The following is a 23,106-nucleotide window of genomic DNA, read 5'->3' as shown; positions in this document are numbered from 1 at the left end:
TTATGATTGTAAGGATAACGTATTTTTGATTTTATAAATGTAATAAATAATTACACAAATGCACACTATCTGGATCGTTCCCAAATTGCCCAAAATTTCCACTCTCGGTTTTATAAAATCCAGAAAAAACCTGAACGTGAAGTAACTCACCATAAACACCTGAAAAACAAAGCCTGATGGATAATTTTGTTTCTTTTGAATAATCTTTAACCCAATCCAAAGCAGGATCAAAAAAGCAATTTCGTATAATGCAACAGGATGCCTCAAATATTGATCTCCAAGATGCATTCCAAAAATAGAATTGGTAGGCAAACCATATGTTTCTTCGTAAATTCCTGTAAGAAAACAGCCGATTCTACCGATAATAATCGCCAGCATCAATGGAAAAACTATCAAATCTCCTGTACTTTCTTTATGTTTGACAATTTTTTTTGCTACTTCCACTCCAGCCAATCCAAACGCTAATCCACCAACAATTGTGTTATTTGACCAAAATGTTTTTAAATCAAAATGTTCGAAAATTTTGTAAGGATTTTCTAAGTTCCCTACTAATTTTGAACCAATTAATGCGCCAGCTGTCGCTCCAATTAAAACGGCTGCAGAAGTGTTGAACGAAAGTTTTTCCGTAGATTTTCGCTTTAAATAAAAATAATACCGCATCCCAATAAACATCCCCAATGTTTCAAAAATAGGATGTGCAAGAACAGTTTTACCACAAATATGAAATGTAAAAGGGAAATCCATTAACTCAAAAGTAAGATATTTAATATTATTTGCTAATTTTATTTAGTAAACAATTTAAAATAATTTACCAAAATGCGAATAGAATATGATATAAAACTGGGTTTTAAGGATGTAATGTTTCGTCCGAAACGTTCAACATTAAAATCCCGTTCAGAAGTTAGTTTAGAAAGAGAATTCACCTTTAAACATACCAAAAAGAAATGGACAGGAACTCCGATTATAGCTGCCAATATGGACACGGTAGGAACTTTCGAAATGGCAGTGGAATTAGCAAAAGATAAAATCATAACTGCCGTTCACAAACATTATTCTGTTGAAGAATGGAGCGAATTTTTAAACAGTCAGCCGGAAAGCATCCATCAATATATTGCTTTAAGCACGGGAACCGGAAAATCTGATGAAGAAAAAATTAAAACTATAATCGAAAAGCATCCAAAAATTGAGTTTCTCTGTATAGATGTTGCCAATGGGTATTCTGAGCATTTTGTAGACTTTGTGAAAAAAGCTAGAGCCAATTTTCCTGATAAAATTATCATCGCAGGAAATGTAGTAACCGGAGAAATGGTAGAAGAGCTGCTTTTGGTGGGAGCAGATATCATCAAAGTAGGAATTGGTCCTGGTTCTGTATGTACAACCCGTGTAAAAACAGGAGTAGGATATCCACAGCTTTCCGCAATTATTGAATGTTCGGATGCAGCTCATGGTTTAGGCGGGCATATTATCGCAGACGGTGGTTGTAAGGTTCCGGGAGATGTTGCCAAAGCTTTCGGTGGCGGTGCCGATTTTGTGATGCTTGGCGGAATGTTTGCCGGTCATGATGAAAGTGGCGGTGAAATTATTGAAGAAAATGGTAAAAAATACCGTTCATTTTACGGGATGAGCTCAAAAACAGCGATGGATAAGCATTCGGGAGGAGTGGCAGAATACAGAGCTTCGGAAGGAAAAACGGTAAAAGTTCCTTACAAAGGCCCGGTTTCTGAGACGGTAAAGGATATTTTGGGCGGCGTTCGTTCAACCTGTACTTATGTAGGAGCCTCAAAATTGAAGGAATTATCTAAAAGAACGACTTTTATCAGAGTTCAGGAACAGGAAAATCAGGTTTTTAAAGAGTAAAAATTTGGAGAAGATTTTTCATATAACAAACGGAGATTATCTTGCGGAAGATTTAAAGAAAATCCAGATTACCGGAGAAGTTATCGTTTGTAGAGAAGCTTTAGTTGCAGGTCCTTTGCAAACTGGGAATCTGGATGATTTTTGGAAATTAAGGTCTGATTTTATGTTAAAATATTATAACTCGGCACCCGCTAGTTATTACAAAAAAGTAGTTTCGGAATTTGAAAAAACATTGAATATTCCTAAAAGTTCAGAAGTGAATCTTTGGTTTGAAGATGATTTGTTTTGCCAGGTAAATATGTGGTTTTGTATTTCCTTACTTTCAAAAATTAAAGGTTTAAAAATCTATAGAATCTATCCGAAGGCCTCTGCAAAAGATCACTGGAAAGGATTTTCTATTTCAAGCAGCTCAGACTTAAAAGAATCTTTACAATCAAGATTTTTATTTCGTGAAAATGATATTGAATTTGCTTTAAATCTTTGGGAAGCATTTAAAAACAATGATAATAATTCTTTACAACAGCTTTCAGAAAATCTATCTCAATGTTTTAAATATTTAGAAGAAGTGATTGAAGTTTATTTACATACAAGTCCTGAAGATTTTATTGAAAATTTAATAGAAGACGAAGTCACAGATTTTAATATCATTTTTGAAAAGTTTCAGAAAGAATTTGAAATGCTTGGTTTTGGAGATCTTCAGGTCAAGGCTGTTTATGACAAAATTTTAAAAGAAAAACAATAAAAAAATCCGTCACTGTGACGGATTTTTATTTATAATTTTAAGCTTAAATCTTAATTAGGGCATCAACATTCCACCGTCAACATTCAATGTCTGACCTGTAATGTAAGCAGACATATCGCTTCCGAAGAATACACAAGCGTTTGCAATATCATCCGGCTGTCCTCCTCTCTTCAAAGGAATACCATCTCTCCATGCCTGAACGGTTTTTTCATCTAAAGCAGCCGTCATTTCCGTTTCAATAAACCCCGGAGCAACTGCATTGCAACGAATACCTCTTGAACCTAATTCCAACGCTACAGATTTTGTAAATCCTAAAACTCCTGCTTTTGTTGCCGCATAGTTTGCCTGTCCTGCATTTCCTTTTAAACCAACTACAGAACTCATATTGATAATAGAACCTGATTTTGCCTTCATCATCGGCTTAATAACCGCTTTTGTAAGATTGAATACAGAATCTAAGTTTACTTTTATGATAGTATCCCAATCGTCTTTAGACATTCTCAAAAGTAGGTTGTCTTTTGTAATTCCTGCGTTGTTTACCAAGATATCAATCTTGCCAAATTCAGCCATTACATCGTCTACAAGTTTTTGAGCTGCATCGTAGTCTGATGCATCAGACTGGTAACCTTTAATTTGAGTTACAGAACTTAAAGTCGCTTCTAATTCCTTTGCTTTGTCTACAGAACCAGCGTAAGTGAATGCTACTTTTGCGCCTTGTTGAGCAAAAACTTCAGCAATTCCTTTACCTATTCCTCTTGTAGCTCCCGTAATTAGCGCTACCTTTCCTTCTAATAGTTTCATATTTATGACAATTATTTCTTTACAACTAACTAGCCTTTTGAAAGTTGGCTAATTTAACATATTTAAATTTAGTAAAATTAAACGGTGCGCAAAGATATTATAAATTGTTAATCAATGCATTTTAAACCCTTATTTTAGTAAAATTTTATGACTGTTTTTTGTCATGTATGTATGTTATTCAAAGATAGTGTTGTCTTTTTGTGAGGTAGTAAAAATATATTGCGATTCTTTCCCTTTCATGAGTTTAATCCCTTTTCTATCTACCGCATATTTATCATAAATAACCTCGGACAAAGGCTCTCCTTTATGATTGCTGACTCCGAATTTATTTCCTTTTTGTACAACAACTTCATTATCGCCTAAAAAAGTGAAAATATCACTATACTCAAAAGGAATTATCTGATTTCCATCTTCATCCAGCATTCCGTAAAGATTATCTTTATTGGTACAGATAATCGCGGGATAATATTGAAACGGCTTTATAGAAGTTATGTTTTTAAGTTCTGTATAGGTTTTAGTATTGGGTGAAAATTTATAGAAAATATCGCCTTTTCTAAGAATCAATTTATTAAAAAAAACCTTTTCAATCTGATAGCCATCCTCTAAAATGCTTTTTAAATTTTCATCAAGAAGCTTTTCTTCATCATTTTTACTTACATACAGATAGTTTTTCCCCTGGATTTTAAAAGATTCTACCACATCATATTCTTTCGGAAAAATAATTTCTCCGCTGGTTTTTAAGATTCCTATCTTAGGATTTTTTTCATCTTTTAAAGTCTTAAATATCCCATCAAACAAATGGTTTACAAAATGAAAATCAGTAGGATATACTTGCTTTTCTTTTTTAGAAAAAATGCTTACTTTATTATCTTGAATCAAATAAATATATTCTCTTCCAACAAAAGCCTGATCATAGATTTCATCAGCGAGAACGTTCTCGTTTTCGTCTATAATTCCATATTTATTTTTAGGAACTTTTCTGGTAACAAGAAAAGGAAAAGCATTGATATTGTCAATATTATGGGCAGAAATATGGCTTAAAGTTTTACCGTTATTATCTAAAACTTCACCTTTATCTTCCCCGGTTATCAAATAAGTTCTGCCTTTATAAAATCGTAAATCTTCTTCAAAAGCTCTGTCAGAAACCTGCTTTCCGTCATAATCGTAAATAAACCAGGCTCCGTCTTTTTTCACAAAAAAACGGTTTTCACTCGCAAATTCTATTTTATCTGAAACAGGAATGATTTGCTTACCGTTATAGTCATAAACACAGTCTTTTCCGTCTTTTGTATAGATCAATCTGTCTTTATTTTCCCAAGTTCTGTATTGGAAATTATTTAAAGAAATCAATTGATTTCCATCTTTATCTATCAGAGCAATTTTATTCTTCAGATTCCCATCTTTAATTTTTAAAATAAATCTGTTGCGCGAAAGATGCAGAATTTCATTTTTATAAACGCCCTCAAAAGTAATGTTTCCCAAAGAATCGACGATTCCTGATTTCCCGGTTTTATTATCCAACACAATTCCGTACCCTTTTGAATAAGAACGAACTTCTTTTCCGAGTTTTTTTGATAATAAAATTTGTGTGTATTGATCCGTCTGCTGTGCAATGCAAACCGATGAAATCAATACAAAAATTAGTTTTTTCAATTAAAAATTAAATAGCATTATTTACAATTAGAACAATTTCTCCTTTTAAAGTTTTACTTTTTGAAAATTCAATTAATTCATTGATTGTTCCGCGTTTAGTTTCTTCGAATTTTTTCGAAATTTCCCTGCTTAGGCTTACTTTAGTTTCTTCACCAAATAATTCTTTAATCTGTTCTAAAGTTGTATTTATTTTATGTGGGCTCTCATATAAAACAATCGTCTTTTTTTCCTCTGCAAGCTGTTTCAGCTTCGTTTGCCTGCCTTTTTTCTGAGGCAGAAATCCTGCAAATAAAAATTCATTATTAGGAAGCCCGGAAACCACTAAAGCAGGCACAAAGGCCGTTGCTCCGGGAAGGCAAATCATTTCAATATTATTATCAGCTCCTGCTTTTCCCAATAAATAACCGGGATCAGAGATTCCCGGTGTTCCTGCATCAGTAATGATGGCGATATTCTGTCCGCTTTTAAGGTCAATAATCACTTTTTCCGTCGCCTGATGTTCATTATGTAAATGATAAGATTTTAAAGGTTTAGAAATTTCGAAATGTTTCAAAAGCACGCCGGAAGTTCTTGTGTCTTCACATAAAATATAATCCACCTCTTTCAGTACATTTACCGCTCTGAAAGTCATATCTTCCAGGTTCCCAACCGGTGTAGGAACAAAATATAGAATCCCGCTCAAAATTTAATTTTATAAGAATTTATTTTCTACCAATATCCAAAGTCTCTGAGCATATTCATCCACCTTATTCCACTTTTTGGAATAATACAGATCACTCAAAAATTCTTTGGCTTCGTCAAGAGTTTTAAACTTGTTGAGTTCAGAAACCACATCATTCAGCTCAGACTGGCTTCCACCGAATAACATTTTTGAAAAGGCAATTCTGTCATTTAAATCAAGCTTAAATTCTGGCTTTTTCTTTTCAGCTTCCATGAAATCTGTAGGAATATTCGTCTTAAGAATACTTCCGCCTTCTTCTTTTCCCAAAGGTTCTGTATTTTTTTCTACAGGAATTTCTCTTTCCAAAGGATCATCGTCAAAAAGAGTATGAACACCTTTCAATCCTTTAATATTGGCTAATTTTATTTTTTTCTCCTGATGATAAGCATCGGTATTTTCAAAACTTTCATCAGAAGGATGTATATTTTTTTCGATTTGAGGCTTGTCGATTTCTATAATTTTTCGCCTGTCAGACATTTCAGAAGTAAAAACTTCCTTTTGTTGTTCTTCAATTTGAGCATCATTTTTTATTTCGCTCAGAATATTATCAACATTAGAAGTATCAGTCGCCATTTCTCCTTGTTCGATGGCCACTTTTGAAGAAATAAACTGTTCTTCATTTTCTTCAATCAAAATTTCCTCTTCCTCAAGAATCTCACTGTCAAAAATACTTGGGATTCTTTCTTCAGTCACTGAATCTTTATTTTGAGAATTTCCATTCTCCAATCCATCAATCTCATTAAGCTGATTATTAAAAATCTCTTCCTCCTCTGTTGTTTCCTGATTAAACATATTTTCATGAATACCTTCATCATCTTCAGGTTCAGAATTGGCTAAAATCAAATCTTCATCTACAAAATTCAATTTGTTTTCCTGATTTTCTGATGTTTCGTCTTCCTCAATTTCGTTCAATTGCTTATGAAAAATTTCTTCTCCTGTAATTTGATTTTGAGTATTTTCTTTTGCAGCAGATTCATTTTCTTCAACAAAATTTATAATTCCTTCATGAAGCTCATTTTCAACGATTTCGCTTAATTGATTATTAAAAACGGCCTCCTCCTCGGCTTTGTAACTGAAATCGTCTTGAGTATTTTCTTCATTTTCGTCAATCTCATTAAATTCATTATTAAAAATTGCCTCTTCTTCAGTCACTTCATTTCCGGAATCATGATTTTCATAATCATTATTATTTTGTTGGTTTCCTAAACCCTGAAATGAATTTTCCGGGATAAAATATTCAATATTCTTTTCCAGCAATCTCAGAAAAGAAATCCTATTCGCAAGCTCATCTACAAGATCCTGCTTGGAAAGTAACTCATCTACGTTATTAATTTTGTCCAAAATATCAATGATATTCTTGGATTCAAAAAAAATCTTTTCCTTTAAATCTTGGATGTTCTGCATAATAAGAATCTTGTTAAAATTGCTTACTTTTGATGTTAAAAATATACGGCTAATTTAACAAATGTTTTTAGAAAATACAATTAATCATTCCAAACAAAGTGGTTGGATGGAAGTTATTTGTGGCTCAATGTTTTCCGGAAAAACCGAAGAGTTGATCAGAAGGCTTAGAAGAGCAGAAATGGCGGGGCAAAATGTAGAGATTTTTAAACCAAAACTGGATACAAGATATTCGGATGAAGATGTTGTTTCTCATAATCAGACTAAAATTCGCAGTACAGCAGTAGAAAACCCGAACGAGATTCTTTTGCTGGCTTCAAATTGTGATGTTGTGGGTATTGATGAAGCACAATTTTTTGATGAAAGCATTGTAGATATAGCTAATCAACTGGCAAATAGTGGTATAAGAGTCGTAGTTGCAGGTCTTGATATGGATTTTTTGGGACGCCCCTTCGGACCGATTCCCAATCTGATGGCAACTGCAGAATACGTTACAAAAGTGCATGCTATTTGTAAAAGAACAGGAAATCTTGCCAACTACTCTATGAGAATTTCTCAAGGAAATGATCTTGTGGAACTCGGAGAAACAGAAAGTTATGAAGCAGTAAGCCGGCGTGTTTTTATTGATGAAGTACTTTCAAAAAAAAGAAAATAATTTTAAATTTAGTTTAAAAATTAGGACTAGATTTATTAGAAAATATTCTGATTATATGAAAAAGCGTAAAAGTTTTTGAATAAAACTCTGCTCCCTTACATTTAATCACCAAAACAGCAAAGCAAAATATTAAGCAGTAAGGCACCAATGAATTATACAGTAAAACAAATTGCAGATATCACCAATGCTCAGGTCATTGGAGACAATGGCTTAATTATCAAAAATATAGCTTTCGACAGCAGAATTATTTATTCTACCAAGAATACCGCTTTTATTGCCATTAATACTCATAAAAATTCGGGAGAAAAATTCATCGAATCTTCCATTGACAGAGGTATCAATGTGATTATTTCCGAGCATCAGTATGAAAATTTTGAAAATATAACCTGGATTATTGTCAAAAATTCCGTGGTATTTCTTCAGAAATTAGCTAAATATCATTTCGAAAATTCTCATTTAAAATCTATCGGAATTACTGGAAGTAATGGAAAAACAATTTTAAAAGAATGGTTGTATCAATGCCTGTGGAATGAGTTTTCTACTGTAAAAAGCCCAAAAAGCTTCAATTCTCAGATTGGGCTTCCGCTTTCTTTACTTCAGATTAACACTTCTCACAAACTGGGAATTTTTGAAGTCGGAATTTCTAAGTCAAATGAAATGGAAAAACTGGAAAATATTTTTCATCCACAGATTGGCTTACTTACCCATATCGGTACAGCCCACCTTGCAAATTTTGAGTCTGAAGAGGAATTAATTGATGAAAAAATCAAACTTTTCAAAGATTCTGAAGTTATCATTTATAATGGAGACAACTTATTGGTCGACAATAAAATAAAAAATATTTATTCAAGTAAAAAATTAATTTCTTACGGTTTTAAAGAAGACAACAAAGTTTTTATTAAAAGTAACATTTCCAAGGATGAGAATATTGTTGTAAAATATTTCGATGAAGAAATTTCCTTTCCTGTCTATCAAAAAGATGAAGCGACATTAACAAATGCTCTGGCACTTATAACCGTATTAAAGGAACTAAGCATCAAAAACACTAAAATCATTGAAAAAATCAATGCTTTGAAGGCTGTCGAAATGCGGCTTGAAGCTATTGAAGGGATTAAAAATAATATTGTTATCAATGATTCTTTTAATCTTGATTTAGATTCTCTCAAAACCGCCCTTCAATTTTTAAATGAGTACAACAAACCGAAGAAATCTTTGGTTTTGACGGATATTGTAGGCGTTAATTCAAATTCTAAAGAACTTTATGAAGAGGTTTCAGAATTGGTAAATGAACAAAAATTTGATTCTGTCTTTCTGATTGGTAATGAGATATCAAATTTTAGTGAATTATTTAAAGCTAAAACTTTTACTTTTATAGATACTCAGGAATTAGTTGACAGTAAACACCTTACGGAAATTGAAAATCAGATTATTTTACTTAAAGGAGCCAGAAAATTCGAAATTGAAAGGCTTAAAGATATTCTTGAACTTAGAAAACATGATACCGTTTTAGAAATTAATTTAAATGCCATTCTTCATAATATTAATTATCATAAATCTTTGCTGAAACCTTCTACAAAAATGATGGCAATGGTAAAAGCGAATGCTTACGGATTAGGAAGTTATGAAATTTCAGAATTCCTTCAGCATCACCATATTGATTATCTTGGAGTAGCATTTGTGGATGAAGGAGTTGAACTTCGTAAAAAAGGGATTACAGTTCCGATTGTAGTGATGAACCCTGAACAACACAGCTACGATACTGTGATTCAATATAATTTGGAACCGGAAATTTATAGTTTCCGAGTCTTGGAATTGTTTTATGAGGCCGTTCAAAAATCCGGGTATGATAAAAAATACCCTATTCATATCAAACTTGAAACGGGTATGCACCGTCTTGGTTTCAAGGATTTTGAATTAGATAGATTAAGTGAAATTTTAAGTGATAAAAATTTAAAAATTCAAAGTATTTTCAGCCATCTTTCGTCTTCAGATATACCGGCAGAGAAAGAATTTACATTACATCAATTAAGGACTTTTGAAAAAAATTCAGGCTATTTAATAGAAAAATTGGGTTATTCTCCTATCCGACATATCTTAAATTCATCAGGAATTACAAGTTATACCAATCATCAATATGAAATGGTAAGAATCGGAATAGGAATGTTAGGTGAATCACCAAATAGTGAAATACAAAAACAACTACAGCCTGTCGTAAGCTTCAAAACTGTAATTTCGCAGATTTCACAGGTTGAGAATGGAGAATCAGTAGGCTACAGCAGAAGATTTAAAGCTGATCACCCCACAAAAATCGCCACAATTCCTGTGGGTTATGCAGATGGAATTCCGAGGCTTATCGGAAATCAAATAGGAAGTGTTGGCGTAAACAAAAATTTAGTCCCGATTATAGGAAACATTTGTATGGATATGATGATGATCAACATAGATAATGTTCCTAATGCAAAAGAGGGCGATACTGTCACAATCTTTAATGCAAAACCAAGTTTAAAAGAATTCGCAGATTACTGCAAAACCATAACCTACGAAGTATTAACCTCTATTTCGCCTCGGGTGAAACGGATTTACATAAAAGACTAACACTTATGAGAAAGCTCCTGATAATTTTATTCGTATTTCAATTGCTTTTAATCCATTCTCAGGTAAAGAAGGATCTAGTGATTCCAAAGAATCCCAGAATAGGACTTTCACTAGCCGGTGGTGGTGCTAAAGGATTTTCACATGTCGGAGTGCTTAAAGTACTGGATTCATTAGGAGTAAAAGTCGATTATATTTCCGGAACCAGTATGGGTGCAATTGTAGGAGGTCTTTACGCTTCAGGATATTCAGGAAAGGAAATTGAAAAAATTGTTATGGATACAGATTTCTATTCTTTAATTATGGATCCTAAATCCCGACAGGAAGCAAGCTTTTTCAATAAATCTGTAGATAAATATCTTTTATCAATTCCTCTTAAAAACGGAAAAATCACACTTCCCTCTTCTATCAGCACAGGACAAAAAAATGTTTACTTACTTAAAGAGCTTTTTAAAAATGTTGCTAGCATAGATGACTTTTCAAAACTGCCAATTCCTTTCATGTGTGTTGCGACAAATCTTGAAAGTGGAGATATGAAGATTTTTGAAAAAGGAGATTTAGTTCAGTCTATTATGGCTAGTTCTGCATTTCCTTCGTTGATGGATCCTGTCAAAATCGGAGATAGTATTTATATTGATGGAGCAATGACGGTAAACTATCCTTCAAAGCCGTTAAAGGATAAAGGAATCGATATCGTTATCGGGGTGGACCTTAACCAGGATTTATCAAAAAGAGAGGATTTAAACAGTATTATCGCGATTTTAAATCAGGTTATCGATTTCGGAATAAAAAAAGACACCCGAAGACAATACAAATACACCGATATCAATATAAAGCCTAATTTAAAAGGTATGACCGCCACAAGCTATGATGACAAGAAAAAAATTCTCGATAGCGGTTATGTCGAAGGTTTAAAATATGTCGATATTTTAGATCAATTACCTAAACGTTCGTTTGACCGTCTTAGGGAACGCATAAATCCCATTTACTCTAATGTCTATAAAATTGACAGCATTTCCATAGAAGGAGGTAAAATTTACGGCAAAAATTATATTCTTGGGAAAATGGGGCTACGATTACCCTCTATGCAGACATATGGAAGTATTAATAAAAAAATAGATAAGCTTGTAGCTACTAATAATTATAGATTTATTAATTATGATATAGTTACTGAAAATAATGTCAATTATCTGAAATTGTATGTTACCGAAGATGAAGCCCGTCATTTTGTAAAATTTGGCTTGCATTATGATGAAGTTTTCAAAACAGGTTTACTTTTAAATTATTCAGCAAAGCGGCTTTTATTTAAAAATACTAATCTTTCACTTGATGTGATTGTAGGGGATAAACCAAGGTATTACTTAAACTATTTTATAGATAACGGGTATATTCCAGGCTTTGGAATCTACTCCTCCGGAATGGGTTTTGATTTAAGAAATGACAGCAATCAATCTTATGAATCCTGGAAATGGTTCAGAAATGAAGCTTATATTCAATCTATCTGGAAAGATAAATTTGCAATCGGTGGTGGTATCAGCCACGATTATTTTGAAGCTGATAATAATGGAAGCAACAAAAGATACAGCAGATACCTTAACCCATATGTTTTCTTAAAAAGCGATACGCAAAACGACAGGGATTTTCCTACCAAAGGTATTTACTTTTCAGCAGAGGGAAAAGTGGTAGATTTATTAAGCTCAGAAGTCGAAAAAAGACCTGTTCAGGTAAAGGCAGATATAAGAATTAATATCCCTATCTCAAAACAATTTACTTATCGCCTGAATTTATACGGAGGGATTACTATCGGAGATGAACTTCCTTCTTATTACAAATATAGGCTTGGAGGAATTTTCGAACAGAATATTGCAAACTTTAAAACTTTTGGAGGATTCTATTTTGCTCAATTAAATACTAATAACGTTGTTTTAATTTCAAATGATCTCCAATTTAAATTCAACAAAAATTATTTCATAAGCGGAAATTTCTCTTTTGCAAATCTTTCAGACGATTTAAGTTTTGAGGATGCAGTCAAATTAAATTACAGTTCTTTAGGAATCAATGTAGGATATAAATCTCCTTTTGGACAAATAAAGCTAAATTTTAGCCACTCACTTAAAAATAATCAAAAAGGCATATTCAGTGTTATTTTAGGACACTGGTTTTAAAACAATGATACAATTCTTTTACGAAAACTTACCCGAATCTGTAAATACAGAGTATACAACATGGCTGGAAGACATCATTCTTTCAGAAGGAAAAAAACTTGGAGAAATCAATTACATCTTCTGCGACGATGAATATTTATTAAAAGTAAATCAGGACTATTTACAGCATGATTACTATACTGATATCATTACATTTGATTATGTAAAAGGTAAAACCATAAGCGGAGAGATTTTCGTATCTTTGCAGCGCATTTCTGATAATGCTTCTACCCTCTCCCGAGATTACGAAGAAGAATTGAGACGAGTTTTAGCTCATGGCATTCTCCATCTTTCAGGATATAAAGATAAAACTGAGGAAGAAGAACAGTTAATGCGAAGCAAAGAAGATTTTTATTTAGATAAATTTAAAAATTGAATATTAAAAGATTAGTTTATGCTAAATCTTTTAATTCTGAATTTCTAATCTTAATATTAATCTTACACTATAAAACAAGCGATTTAGACTTGTAAATTTAAATAATGTTTCACGTGAAACATTTGTAAAAAAAGATAAAAATTTAAAGCTTAAAACAAGCAATAAAATGATTTCAGAAATATATGATGTAATCGTAGTTGGTGCTGGACATGCGGGATGCGAAGCAGCGGCAGCGGCGGCGAATCTGGGTTCAAAAACTCTTCTTGTTACAATGAATATGCAGACTATTGGGCAAATGAGTTGCAACCCTGCGATGGGAGGAATTGCCAAAGGACAAATTGTAAGAGAAATCGATGCAATGGGAGGGTATTCAGGAATTATAGCAGATAAGTCTGCCATACAATTCAAGATGCTAAATCTTTCAAAAGGTCCTGCGATGTGGTCTCCAAGAACACAGAATGACAGAATGCTTTTCGCAGAAGAATGGCGTTTGGCATTAGAAAATACACCAAATCTTGATTTCTTTCAGGATATGGTAAAACAGCTTATTATTGAAAATAATAAAGCTGTAGGAGTTATTACTTCATTAGGAATTGAGATAAGATCAAAAGCTGTAGTACTTACAAACGGAACCTTCCTAAATGGATTAATTCATGTGGGAGATAAACAATTAGGAGGTGGAAGAATGGGTGAACCGCGAGCTTTTGGTATTACGGAGCAACTCGTTTCTTTAGGCTTTGAAGCCGGAAGAATGAAAACAGGTACTCCACCGAGAGTAGATGGAAGAAGCCTGGATTATTCTAAAATGGAAGAACAAAAGGGAGATGAAAATCCTCAAAAATTCAGCTATTCGGATACACCAAAATTAACCAGACAATTAAGCTGTCATATTGTTTATACTAACGAAACCGTACACGATATTCTACGTGAAGGTTTCGATAGAAGCCCAATGTTTAATGGTACAATTCAAAGTTTAGGCCCAAGATATTGTCCAAGTATTGAAGATAAGATTAACCGTTTTGCAGAAAGAACGAGACATCAGCTATTCGTAGAACCTGAAGGTTGGAAAACCGTAGAAATTTATGTAAATGGATTCAGCTCTTCTCTTCCTGAAGATGTTCAGATTAAAGCAATGAAACATATTCCTGGATTTGAAAATGTAAAAGTATTTCGTCCCGGCTATGCTATTGAATATGACTACTTCCCTCCTACTCAACTAAAGCATACTTTAGAAACAAAATTGGTGGATAATTTATACTTCGCAGGCCAAATAAATGGTACAACAGGCTACGAAGAAGCTGCGGGACAAGGTTTGATTGCAGGTATAAATGCTCACAATAAAGTACATGAAAAAGATGAATTTATTCTAAATAGAGACGAAGCGTATATAGGAGTTTTAGTCGATGACTTAATTACAAAAGGAACTGAAGAACCCTATAGAATGTTTACTTCCAGAGCTGAATACAGACTTCTTTTAAGACAGGATAATGCAGATATCAGGCTAACTGAAAAAGCTTTTAAATTAGGCCTGGCTAAAGAAGATAGATTAAAAAGGGTAAATGAAAAAATAGCTAAGAGTCAGGAGCTTGAAGCATTTCTTCGAGAAACCTCTTTAAAACCCGGCATTATTAATCCTATCCTGGAAAGTATTGAGAGCAATCCTGTAGATCAGGCGTATAGAGCTTCTCAATTTCTTACAAGACCTAATATTACACTAGAAAAACTGGATAATATTGAAATAATCAAGGAATTTTCTTCTCAATATGATGATGAAGTAAGAGAGCAAGCGGAAGTAAATATAAAATATAAAGGGTATATAGAAAAGGAAAAAGAGAATGTTGCCAAACTAAATCGTCTGGAAAATATTAAAATTCCTGAAGATTTTGATTACAAAAGTATTTCCAGCCTCTCTGCAGAAGCAAAACAAAAAATGTCAAATATAAGACCAAAAACAATAGCTCAGGCTGGCAGAATAAGTGGTGTTTCACCTGCCGATATTAATGTTTTATTAGTCTATTTAGGACGTTAATTAAAAAATGTTTCACGTGAAACATATATGAAATAAAAGCAAAAATTAAGGCATTTACAAGCTTATTACAAAGCTGAATATCTTTAATTTTTATTATAAAAGAATAGATTCAATGAAAATAAAAGATCATTTTCTTTCGGAGGAAATTTTTGAAATTAAGGAAACGGAAACAAAAGGAGTTTTTAAAACCTCCCCTATTCCATTAAATATTTCTAAATATTACGAAAGCGAAGATTATATCTCCCATCATCAGGATTCAGGAAGTTTAAAAGAAAAACTTTACAAATTTTTACAGCTATTTAATTTACAGTATAAAAAGACGATTCTTTTAGACAGGATTAAAAAAGGAGCAAATGTTTTAGATTATGGTTGCGGTGCCGGAGAGTTTGTAAAATATATTGAAAATGATTTTGAAACATTCGGTTTTGAACCTGACACTGATGCAAGAAAGGCAGCACAAAATAAAATTACAAAAGCTAAAATCTTAGATAATATAAATGTAATTGAAGACAAAAGTTTAGACGCTATTACACTTTGGCATGTATTTGAACACGTGGAAAACCAGGATGAAATGTTGGAAATTTTTAACATGAAATTAAAAGAAAAAGGATTGTTAATTATTGCTGTACCTAACCCTACTTCGTATGATGCAAAACATTACAAAGAATATTGGGCAGCTTATGATGTACCAAGACACATTTACCATTTCTCAAAAAATGGAATGGAAAACCTGATCGCCAAGAAGCCAAATTGGAAAATGAGAAAAATTAAACCTTTGATTCTAGATTCATACTATATATCTATGTTGAGCGAAAAATACAAAAAATCCCCTCTTTTCTGGCTAAAAGCAGCCATCTACGGAACGATTTCTAACGTAAAGGCTCTTTTTTCGACAGAATTTTCAAGTTTGATATATATTATCGAAAAAAAGTAAAAAATCGATTTTTGAGGCATTTATAAAGGTCAATTTTTACTATTTTTAGTTAAAAATCTAAAAAACCCGGTTTTATCACCAGGTTTTTTTATTTTTTATCTCCCCTATTCAACAATATTCCAAAAACGAATTTTTAAAAAAAATGTAAATGTTAGAAAAAATTTACTAAGAATGATAGTTCAAATAAAGTAATCTTATGGATAGAAATTTAAAAGTAAAAAGTAGTTCTATCTAAAAAACCTATTTTAATACTTAAAATTAGTATAAAAGTAAATTAAATATAAATTAAGTATTTTAATAAACTGAAAATTCAAAACATAAAGATTTTAATAAAATAAAAAAGTCCACTGAAAATTAGCGGACTTTTGTTTTATAAAATTTAAATTTCTTAATTATTTATGGCAGCCACTCCAGGAAGTTCCAAACCTTCCAAACTTTCAAGCATTGCCCCACCCCCTGTAGAAACATAACTTACTTTTTCATCGTACCCAAACTGTTTTACGAAAGCCACACTATCTCCTCCTCCAACTAAAGAGAAAGCTCCAAGTTTTGTTGCTTCTGCAATACTATCTCCAAGAGCAATAGTTCCGGATGCAAAATTTGACATTTCAAAAACTCCGATTGGTCCATTCCAAAGAATTGTTCTTGAATTCAAAAGTACATCATTGAACTGATCTCTGGATTTTGGACCAGCATCTAATCCCATCCAACCTTCCGGAATAGCATAAATATCTGTTTCTTTTCTATCTGCATCATTACTGAAACTTTCAGCGATGATCGTATCAGAGGGAAGATAAACTTTTACTTTATGCTCTTTCGCTTTTCCTAAAATTTCCAGGGCAAGAGGAAGTTTATCTTCTTCTACCAATGAAGTTCCGATTTTACCGCCAAGTGCCTTAATAAAAGTAAATGCCATTCCACCACCGATGATCAGATTATCAACTGCAGGCAATATATTTTCTATAACGGTAATTTTAGTTGAAATTTTAGACCCTCCAAGTATAGCAGTTACAGGACGTTCTCCACTTTTCAGAACCTTATCAATAGCCTGGAGCTCTTTAGCCATTAACAAACCGAAAAATTTAGTTGATGGAAAAAATTTAGCAATAACTGCTGTAGAAGCATGGGCTCTGTGAGCTGTACCAAAAGCATCATTCACATAAGCATCACCCAGCTTAGAAAGCTGTTCTGCAAAACCTTCATCACCTTTTTCCTCTTCATTATGAAAACGCAGATTTTCCAATAAAAGAATTTCACCCGGTTTTAGGTCTGCTGCTGCCTCCTCAGCCTTCTCTCCTACACATTCGTCAACAAATTTTACTTCCTGGCCAAGAACCGCAGATATTTCTTCCACGATATGTCTAAGAGAAAACTCATCCTTCACCTCTCCTTTTGGCCTTCCAAGGTGAGCCATTAAAATTACAGAACCTCCGTCATTAAGGATTTTATCAACTGTTGGCTTTACAGCAACAATTCTTGTATTATCAGTAACTTTTAACCGGTCATCTTGCGGAACATTAAAATCCACTCTTACCAGAGCTTTCTTATCACTAAAATTGAAATCATTGATTGTTTTCATAAATATCGTTGAATTTTCGTTTCACAAATGTAAGATTTTAAAATTTTTGAAAAGCCGCAACCCGATAAAAGTTTTCAGAAAAGTTTCCCGCAAACCCAACATTCAATAATCAACAATTTCTTTTCTCTATAAAAAAAGAATATGGTATTGTTGTTGTGTGTTGTTAGTATAGGGGATAAGTTTTTCAAGAATAAATTATAACAATTAATTTTTATTCAATTCACATTTTATATACATTATAAATTCCTGGAAATCTGATTTTTCTATTACTTATTAACAAATATGGATAACTTTTCCACGATTCCCTTTATTAATAACCGATTTATGGAAAAAGCAGAGAAATCTCACTGGAAAGTTTTTGAAAAAATTTGTTAAAATTTTTGGCAGTAATTTCTATTACAAAATTTTCTAATGTTACGAAACATTTATTTTACCAATGTTACCAACAGTTATTAACAATATGTTTCACATTAAATCCTCAAAAATTTAAGAGTTATCCACATTATACTTACATTTGTGTGGAAATAAATCTAAAAAAGCTTAATACAAGAATTATGAAAAGAAAAATCGCTATTGCTGCTGACCATGCCGGTTTCGAATATAAGGAGATTGTTAAGAACTATTTATCAGAAACCTTTGAAGTTCAGGATTTTGGAACGTTTTCCACAGACAGTGTGGATTATCCTGACTTCGTACATCCTGCTGCGACATCAGTTGAGAACGGAGAAAATGAGCTGGGTATATTAATATGCGGAAGCGGAAATGGTGTTCAGATTACAGCCAACAAACATCAGAAAATTCGTTGCGCTCTTTGCTGGATGCCTGAAATTGCAAGCTTGGCAAGACAACATAATGATGCCAATATGATCTCAATGCCTGCAAGATTCATATCGAAAGAATTGGCAATTGAAATTGTAGATAAATTCCTTACAACAAATTTTGAAGGAGGCAGACATCAGAACAGAGTTGATAAAATTGCATTTTGCTAAATACATAAAGGCTTGTAAATCAAATTACAAGCCTTATTTATTTTTTATGTTGTATCTTTGTATTGTCTATTAGGATTTACCAGCCTATTATTTTCATTAGCCTGTATCATATTTAATATGAGGTTTTTTCTCACTCTTCTCCATATTTGTAGTAATTTTATACAAAACTCGTTTCTATTGTAAAATATTGGAAGGAAAATTGATGTTGTTAAATTACAGTAGTAAATTTTACAATAAAAATTAAAATTCTCTTTATATATAAAGATGAATTTAAAACACGGTTTTAATCTGATTAAAACTGTAACTAATTAATAATGAATTAAAATGCCAAAAAAAAGAAAATATATAAGTCAAAAAAATGATCATAAACTAATGGAAATCGGAAGATTAATCCTGCGTTTTATGAATGAAAATTCTACTAAGATCTATAATTATAAGCAGATCTCAGAAGGAATAGATTACAGAAATCCAAGACAGAGAGAACTTGTAATTCAGGCTTTGCATAAACTTCAGGCTTCTGAAAGAATTAAGGAAACTGAAAAAGGAAAATATATTGTAAATCTAAAAATTGCAGGAACTCTTTCCGGGACTATAGATTTTAACCAATCCGGAAATGCTTATGTAAGTGTGGAAGGTATGGAGGATGATATTTTTATCCATTCCAAGAACGTAAAAGATGCTTTGCAGGGTGATAAAGTTTTAATTATCACATATACTTATAAAGGAAAAAAGCTTGAAGGTTCTGTGATTGAAGTTTTAGAAAGAGCGCGGACGGAATTTGTCGGAATTTTCCAAGTGGTTGCTCATAAAGATTTCGGATTTGTTGTTTGCGATAAAAAAACGATTAATACAGATATTTTTATTCCGAAAGGAAAATTCGGAGGAGCTGAAGACGGTAACAAAGTTATCGTAAAAATGACAGAATGGAAACCTGGAGATAAAAATCCTGAAGGTGAAATTATTCAGGTTTTAGGGGCTCCTGGAGAGCACGAAACAGAGATTCACTCTATTTTGGCCGAATACGGTTTACCATATGAATTTCCTGCAGAAGTTGAAAGGGATGCTGAGAAAATTGACAGAACTATCAATGATGAAGAAGTAGCAAAACGCCGGGATATGCGTGGTATTACTACCTTCACGATTGACCCGAAAGATGCAAAAGATTTTGATGATGCTTTATCTATCAGGAAATTAGAAAATGGAAACTGGGAAATTGGTATTCACATTGCGGATGTTTCTCATTATGTAGTTCCGGGAACTATTTTGGATGATGAAGCCTATGAAAGAGCTACTTCTGTTTATTTGGTTGATCGGGTTGTACCTATGCTGCCTGAAGTTTTGAGTAATGATGTTTGTTCACTTCGCCCGCATGAAGATAAATTTACATTCTCAGCCGTTTTTGAATTAAATGATAATGCTGAGATTCAAAAACAATGGTTTGGGAGAACGGTAATTCATTCAGACAGAAGATTTACTTACGAAGAGGCTCAGGAAAGAATCGAAGGAAAAGATGGTGATTTTGCAGAAGAAATTTTGGTTTTAGATAAATTGGCGAAAATTATGCGTCAAAAAAGAATCAAGAACGGAGCAATTACCTTTGATAGAAGTGAAGTCCGATTCAATCTGGATGAAAATAACGAGCCCGTTGGAGTTTACTTTAAAATAAGCAAGGATTCTAATCATTTGATTGAAGAATTCATGCTTTTGGCAAATAAAAAAGTATCGGAATTTGTTTCGTTAAATAAGCGGGGAGATATTTCTCAAAATACATTTATATATAGGGTTCACGATGATCCGGATCCTGCGAAATTAGAATCCCTCAGGGATTTTGTTTCCACTTTTGGGTATAAAATGGATTTGGCAAACACCAAAAAGGTTGCAGAATCTTTGAACAGATTATTGCACGATGTCAAAGGTAAAGGCGAAGAAAACATGATTGAAACTTTGGCAATGCGGAGTATGAGTAAAGCAGTATATTCCACAGAACCAATCGGCCACTATGGTCTTGGTTTTGAGTATTATAGCCACTTTACCTCTCCTATTCGTCGTTATCCTGATTTACTTGCCCACCGTTTGCTGCAACATTATTTAGATGGTGGAAAATCTCCAAGTAAACCTGAACTGGAAGAAAAAGCAAAGCATTGCAGCTCAATGGAAAGATTAGCTGCAGATGCGGAGAGGGATTCTATCAAATTTATGCAGGTAAAGTTTATGGAAAAGCATTTGGGAGAAACTTTCAATGGTGTGATTTCCGGGGTTGCAGAATTTGGCTTCTGGGTAGAGATTCCTGAAAACGGGGCGGAAGGTTTGATCAAATTGAGAGATCTTATGGATGATTCTTATACTTACGATAAATCTACCCACGCTGTTTACGGATCACGAACAGGTAATAGATATCAGCTGGGAGATCAGGTAAAGATAAAAGTTGTTAAAGCTAATTTAATCCAAAAGCAGTTAGATTTTAAGATAGTTGATTAATTAAAACATAAAGTTTAAATTTGTATAAAATGGGATGAAAATTATTTTTCATTTAAAAAGTTATTGAATGTTTGAACTTATACTTTCAGCTGTTATTTTAGGATTCATGCTGAGCTTGGTTTTTATAGGACCTATTTTTTTCCTACTCATTGAAACCAGCTTTTCCAGAGGTCCAAAACATGCTTTAGCACTCGATATTGGAGTGATTTCTGCAGATTTGTTATGTATTTTGGCAGCTTATTATGCAAGTGCAGATATTGTAACTTTGATAGATAAACATCCCGGTTTTTATAGAATTACCTCAATTCTTATTTTTATATACGGAATTGTAATGATGGTTACCAAGACCAAAATGCATATGCCCGGAGAAGAAAAAATCATCAGTCAAAATTATTTTAAGACCTTTATGAATGGATTTTTCTTCAATCTTTTGAACGTTGGAGTTATTTTATTTTGGTTGGTTACCGTGATTTCGGTTCGAAATCAGTATCCGGATACTTCTAGTTTTGTTCTTTACATCGGGATTGTTATCGGAACTTATTTATGTATAGATCTTGCTAAAATCTTTCTGGCAAAACAATTTCATGATAAACTGACACAAAATTTAGCCAATAGAATCAGAAGAATTGTTGGCGGGATCCTTATCATATTCAGTTTCTTTATCTTCTTACAGAGCTTCAAAAAATTCAATCAGTTTGATAGGCGGCTGGAAGAAGCTGAAAAGACTGAAGTAAAATATCAAAAAACTAAATGAAAAAAAATATCTTTCCAAAACCACTCAGAACAGGTGATAAAATTGCTGTAATTTCTCCTGCAGGAGCTGTAGACACTTCTCAATTGGAAAAAGGAATTGAGATGATTAAAAATAAAGGTTTTGTACCTGTTTTAGGAGAACATCTTTACGCAAAATTTTCTAACGGTTACAATTACGCGGGAACAGAACAGGAAAGAATAAAAGACATCAATTGGGCTCTGAATGACCATGAAATTTCTGCGATTTGGGCTTCCAGAGGTGGTTATGGATGTCAGCATTTAATCCAACATTTAAAACTGAAACATTTTACTAAAAATCCGAAATGGTACATTGGTTATTCTGATAATACAGTGATTCAAAGCTTTTTATTAGGTAAAGGTTTTGCTTCTATTCACGGGCAAACAATCAAAACTTCAAGTTTCGGAGTTACTGAGGAAAGTTATGATTTGATTTTTGATATTTTAAAGGGAAAAACTCCAAAGTACACCCTTAAGTCGCATCAGTTTAATAAAGAAGGGAATACTGAAGGAGAATTGATTGGAGGAAATTTAGCGCTGATTTATGCGCTTCTAGGGACTAAATATTCTTTTAAATTTAAAGATAAAATTTTATTTATTGAAGATATTGGCGAAAATTTTTATGCTCTTGATCGAATGATTATGAGTTTGGAACTAGCCGGAGTTTTCAATAAAATCTCAGGTTTAATTGTCGGAGGAATGACAAATATGGGCGATGAAAAAGAGAATAAGCAATACGAAGAAAGTTTTGATGAATTTGCTTATCAATTAATTTCAGACAGGATTTTAAAATACAAATTCCCTGTAATTTTCGGTTTTCCGAACGGCCATATTAAGGATAACAGGCCTTTGATTGTCGGAGGAAATGTGAAGCTAAAAGTTGAGGATAAGGTAAAGGTTGAGTTTTAAATTCTTTTAAAAGTAAACCTCGAATACTGTAAGGCAAGATATGGCAACTCACAATGATTTTGGAAAAAAAGCGGAGGATTTAGCAGCAGCATTTTTACAAAAAAACGGCTATAAAGTCTTAATAAGAAACTTCCGCTTTCAAAAAGCTGAAATTGATATTATTGCTGAAAAGGATAATTTAATTATTATCGCTGAAGTCAAAGCCCGCTCTACAGATGCTTTTATGTTACCTCAGGAAGCTGTTACAAAAACTAAAATCAAATTAATAGTTTCAGCGGCAAATCATTATTTGGAGGAATTTAACAAAAACAATGAAGTGAGATTTGATATTATTTCTGTTCTTCCGGACAAAAATGGAAATTTAATTATTGAACATATAGCCGATGCTTTTGAAGCATTTGATGCCAATTAATTC

19 protein-coding genes are annotated in these 23,106 nt (G+C 32.9%); 13 read left to right on the top strand and 6 right to left on the bottom strand.

Going from position 1 to position 23,106, the window contains the following annotated elements:
- Complete coding sequence (locus ACM39_RS01570) at positions 1 to 744, bottom strand: prolipoprotein diacylglyceryl transferase (protein ID WP_048509250.1); 744 nt, start codon at positions 742 to 744, stop codon at positions 1 to 3.
- A 72-nt stretch (positions 745 to 816) separates the two neighbouring features.
- Between ACM39_RS01570 and ACM39_RS01565 the strand changes: the two genes are divergently transcribed.
- Positions 817 to 1,857, top strand: a complete 1,041-nt coding sequence (locus ACM39_RS01565; protein ID WP_048509249.1) for a GMP reductase — start codon at positions 817 to 819, stop codon at positions 1,855 to 1,857.
- A 4-nt stretch (positions 1,858 to 1,861) separates the two neighbouring features.
- A complete protein-coding gene (locus tag ACM39_RS01560; RefSeq protein ID WP_048509248.1) occupies positions 1,862 to 2,599 on the top strand; it encodes a DUF1835 domain-containing protein in 738 nt (245 codons plus the stop codon).
- Between the two features lie 54 nt (positions 2,600 to 2,653).
- Here ACM39_RS01560 and fabG read toward each other — a convergent pair whose 3' ends face one another.
- The 4 genes from fabG to ACM39_RS01540 form a co-directional block, all read right to left on the bottom strand.
- The gene (gene fabG, locus ACM39_RS01555; RefSeq protein WP_048509247.1) at positions 2,654 to 3,400 is read right to left on the bottom strand and encodes a 3-oxoacyl-[acyl-carrier-protein] reductase; all 747 of its coding nucleotides are present in this window, start codon (positions 3,398 to 3,400) and stop codon (positions 2,654 to 2,656) included.
- Positions 3,401 to 3,574: 174 nt separating this feature from the next.
- Positions 3,575 to 5,053 carry a WG repeat-containing protein gene (locus ACM39_RS01550; protein WP_048509246.1) on the bottom strand — a complete coding sequence of 493 codons (1,479 nt, stop codon included), beginning with the start codon at positions 5,051 to 5,053 and terminating at the stop codon, positions 3,575 to 3,577.
- 7 nt (positions 5,054 to 5,060) lie between these two features.
- Entirely contained in the window at positions 5,061 to 5,735 is a 675-nt protein-coding gene (rsmI, locus tag ACM39_RS01545; RefSeq protein WP_048509245.1) for a 16S rRNA (cytidine(1402)-2'-O)-methyltransferase, read from the bottom strand.
- Between the two features lie 9 nt (positions 5,736 to 5,744).
- Entirely contained in the window at positions 5,745 to 7,178 is a 1,434-nt protein-coding gene (locus ACM39_RS01540; RefSeq protein WP_048509244.1) for a hypothetical protein, read from the bottom strand.
- 61 nt (positions 7,179 to 7,239) lie between these two features.
- Here ACM39_RS01540 and ACM39_RS01535 point away from each other — a divergent pair, with 61 nt between their 5' ends.
- The 6 genes from ACM39_RS01535 (at position 7,240) to ACM39_RS01510 (ending at position 15,965) form a co-directional block, all read left to right on the top strand.
- Complete coding sequence (locus ACM39_RS01535) at positions 7,240 to 7,830, top strand: thymidine kinase (RefSeq protein ID WP_048509243.1); 591 nt, start codon at positions 7,240 to 7,242, stop codon at positions 7,828 to 7,830.
- Positions 7,831 to 7,977: 147 nt separating this feature from the next.
- The gene (locus tag ACM39_RS01530; protein ID WP_048509242.1) at positions 7,978 to 10,425 is read left to right on the top strand and encodes a bifunctional UDP-N-acetylmuramoyl-tripeptide:D-alanyl-D-alanine ligase/alanine racemase; all 2,448 of its coding nucleotides are present in this window, start codon (positions 7,978 to 7,980) and stop codon (positions 10,423 to 10,425) included.
- A 5-nt stretch (positions 10,426 to 10,430) separates the two neighbouring features.
- Complete coding sequence (locus ACM39_RS01525) at positions 10,431 to 12,587, top strand: patatin-like phospholipase family protein (protein WP_048509241.1); 2,157 nt, start codon at positions 10,431 to 10,433, stop codon at positions 12,585 to 12,587.
- 4 nt (positions 12,588 to 12,591) lie between these two features.
- Positions 12,592 to 13,002 carry an rRNA maturation RNase YbeY gene (ybeY, locus tag ACM39_RS01520; protein WP_048509240.1) on the top strand — a complete coding sequence of 137 codons (411 nt, stop codon included), beginning with the start codon at positions 12,592 to 12,594 and terminating at the stop codon, positions 13,000 to 13,002.
- A gap of 166 nt (positions 13,003 to 13,168) precedes the next feature.
- Entirely contained in the window at positions 13,169 to 15,031 is a 1,863-nt protein-coding gene (gene mnmG / locus ACM39_RS01515) for a tRNA uridine-5-carboxymethylaminomethyl(34) synthesis enzyme MnmG (RefSeq protein WP_048509239.1), read from the top strand.
- 112 nt (positions 15,032 to 15,143) lie between these two features.
- A complete protein-coding gene (locus ACM39_RS01510) occupies positions 15,144 to 15,965 on the top strand; it encodes a class I SAM-dependent methyltransferase (protein ID WP_048509238.1) in 822 nt (273 codons plus the stop codon).
- Between the two features lie 388 nt (positions 15,966 to 16,353).
- On the opposite strand, the gene ACM39_RS01505 is transcribed toward ACM39_RS01510, so the two are convergent.
- Positions 16,354 to 17,544, bottom strand: coding sequence for a phosphoglycerate kinase (locus ACM39_RS01505; protein WP_048509237.1), 1,191 nt, complete (start codon positions 17,542 to 17,544; stop codon positions 16,354 to 16,356).
- Between the two features lie 554 nt (positions 17,545 to 18,098).
- On the opposite strand from ACM39_RS01505, the gene rpiB reads away from it, so the two are divergent.
- The 5 genes from rpiB (at position 18,099) to ACM39_RS01480 (ending at position 23,103) form a co-directional block, all read left to right on the top strand.
- Positions 18,099 to 18,533, top strand: a complete 435-nt coding sequence (gene rpiB, locus ACM39_RS01500) for a ribose 5-phosphate isomerase B (RefSeq protein WP_048509509.1) — start codon at positions 18,099 to 18,101, stop codon at positions 18,531 to 18,533.
- A 324-nt stretch (positions 18,534 to 18,857) separates the two neighbouring features.
- Positions 18,858 to 21,011, top strand: a complete 2,154-nt coding sequence (gene rnr / locus ACM39_RS01495) for a ribonuclease R (RefSeq protein ID WP_048509236.1) — start codon at positions 18,858 to 18,860, stop codon at positions 21,009 to 21,011.
- Positions 21,012 to 21,078: 67 nt separating this feature from the next.
- The gene (locus ACM39_RS01490) at positions 21,079 to 21,765 is read left to right on the top strand and encodes a LysE family translocator (RefSeq protein WP_048509235.1); all 687 of its coding nucleotides are present in this window, start codon (positions 21,079 to 21,081) and stop codon (positions 21,763 to 21,765) included.
- A complete protein-coding gene (locus ACM39_RS01485) occupies positions 21,762 to 22,691 on the top strand; it encodes an LD-carboxypeptidase (RefSeq protein WP_048509234.1) in 930 nt (309 codons plus the stop codon). Before ACM39_RS01490 ends, ACM39_RS01485 begins: the two co-directional genes overlap by 4 nt.
- A 40-nt stretch (positions 22,692 to 22,731) precedes the next feature.
- Positions 22,732 to 23,103 (top strand): YraN family protein, encoded by a 372-nt coding sequence (locus ACM39_RS01480; protein ID WP_048509233.1) that lies wholly within the window; start codon positions 22,732 to 22,734, stop codon positions 23,101 to 23,103.
- Positions 23,104 to 23,106 lie beyond the last annotated feature (3 nt).

Origin of the sequence: Chryseobacterium sp. FH2 (genome assembly GCF_001045455.1) — a bacterium.
In the GTDB taxonomy this organism is placed as follows: Bacteria; Bacteroidota; Bacteroidia; order Flavobacteriales; family Weeksellaceae; genus Chryseobacterium.
Note: the sequence above shows the minus strand (reverse complement) of the source record. Positions and strands in the feature narration are given on the sequence as shown.

Excerpts from the sequence above, each read along its gene's own strand:
- ACM39_RS01570 (WP_048509250.1), bottom strand. The coding sequence starts at position 744 with ATGGATTTCCCTTTTACATTTCATATTTGTGGTAAAACTGTTCTTGCA.
- ACM39_RS01565 (WP_048509249.1), top strand. The coding sequence starts at position 817 with ATGCGAATAGAATATGATATAAAACTGGGTTTTAAGGATGTAATGTTT.
- fabG (WP_048509247.1), bottom strand. The coding sequence starts at position 3,400 with ATGAAACTATTAGAAGGAAAGGTAGCGCTAATTACGGGAGCTACAAGA.
- ACM39_RS01540 (WP_048509244.1), bottom strand. The coding sequence starts at position 7,178 with ATGCAGAACATCCAAGATTTAAAGGAAAAGATTTTTTTTGAATCCAAG.
- ACM39_RS01535 (WP_048509243.1), top strand. The coding sequence starts at position 7,240 with ATGTTTTTAGAAAATACAATTAATCATTCCAAACAAAGTGGTTGGATG.
- ACM39_RS01530 (WP_048509242.1), top strand. The coding sequence starts at position 7,978 with ATGAATTATACAGTAAAACAAATTGCAGATATCACCAATGCTCAGGTC.
- ACM39_RS01525 (WP_048509241.1), top strand. The coding sequence starts at position 10,431 with ATGAGAAAGCTCCTGATAATTTTATTCGTATTTCAATTGCTTTTAATC.
- ybeY (WP_048509240.1), top strand. The coding sequence starts at position 12,592 with ATGATACAATTCTTTTACGAAAACTTACCCGAATCTGTAAATACAGAG.
- mnmG (WP_048509239.1), top strand. The coding sequence starts at position 13,169 with ATGATTTCAGAAATATATGATGTAATCGTAGTTGGTGCTGGACATGCG.
- ACM39_RS01510 (WP_048509238.1), top strand. The coding sequence starts at position 15,144 with ATGAAAATAAAAGATCATTTTCTTTCGGAGGAAATTTTTGAAATTAAG.
- ACM39_RS01505 (WP_048509237.1), bottom strand. The coding sequence starts at position 17,544 with ATGAAAACAATCAATGATTTCAATTTTAGTGATAAGAAAGCTCTGGTA.
- rpiB (WP_048509509.1), top strand. The coding sequence starts at position 18,099 with ATGAAAAGAAAAATCGCTATTGCTGCTGACCATGCCGGTTTCGAATAT.
- rnr (WP_048509236.1), top strand. The coding sequence starts at position 18,858 with ATGCCAAAAAAAAGAAAATATATAAGTCAAAAAAATGATCATAAACTA.
- ACM39_RS01490 (WP_048509235.1), top strand. The coding sequence starts at position 21,079 with ATGTTTGAACTTATACTTTCAGCTGTTATTTTAGGATTCATGCTGAGC.
- ACM39_RS01485 (WP_048509234.1), top strand. The coding sequence starts at position 21,762 with ATGAAAAAAAATATCTTTCCAAAACCACTCAGAACAGGTGATAAAATT.
- ACM39_RS01480 (WP_048509233.1), top strand. The coding sequence starts at position 22,732 with ATGGCAACTCACAATGATTTTGGAAAAAAAGCGGAGGATTTAGCAGCA.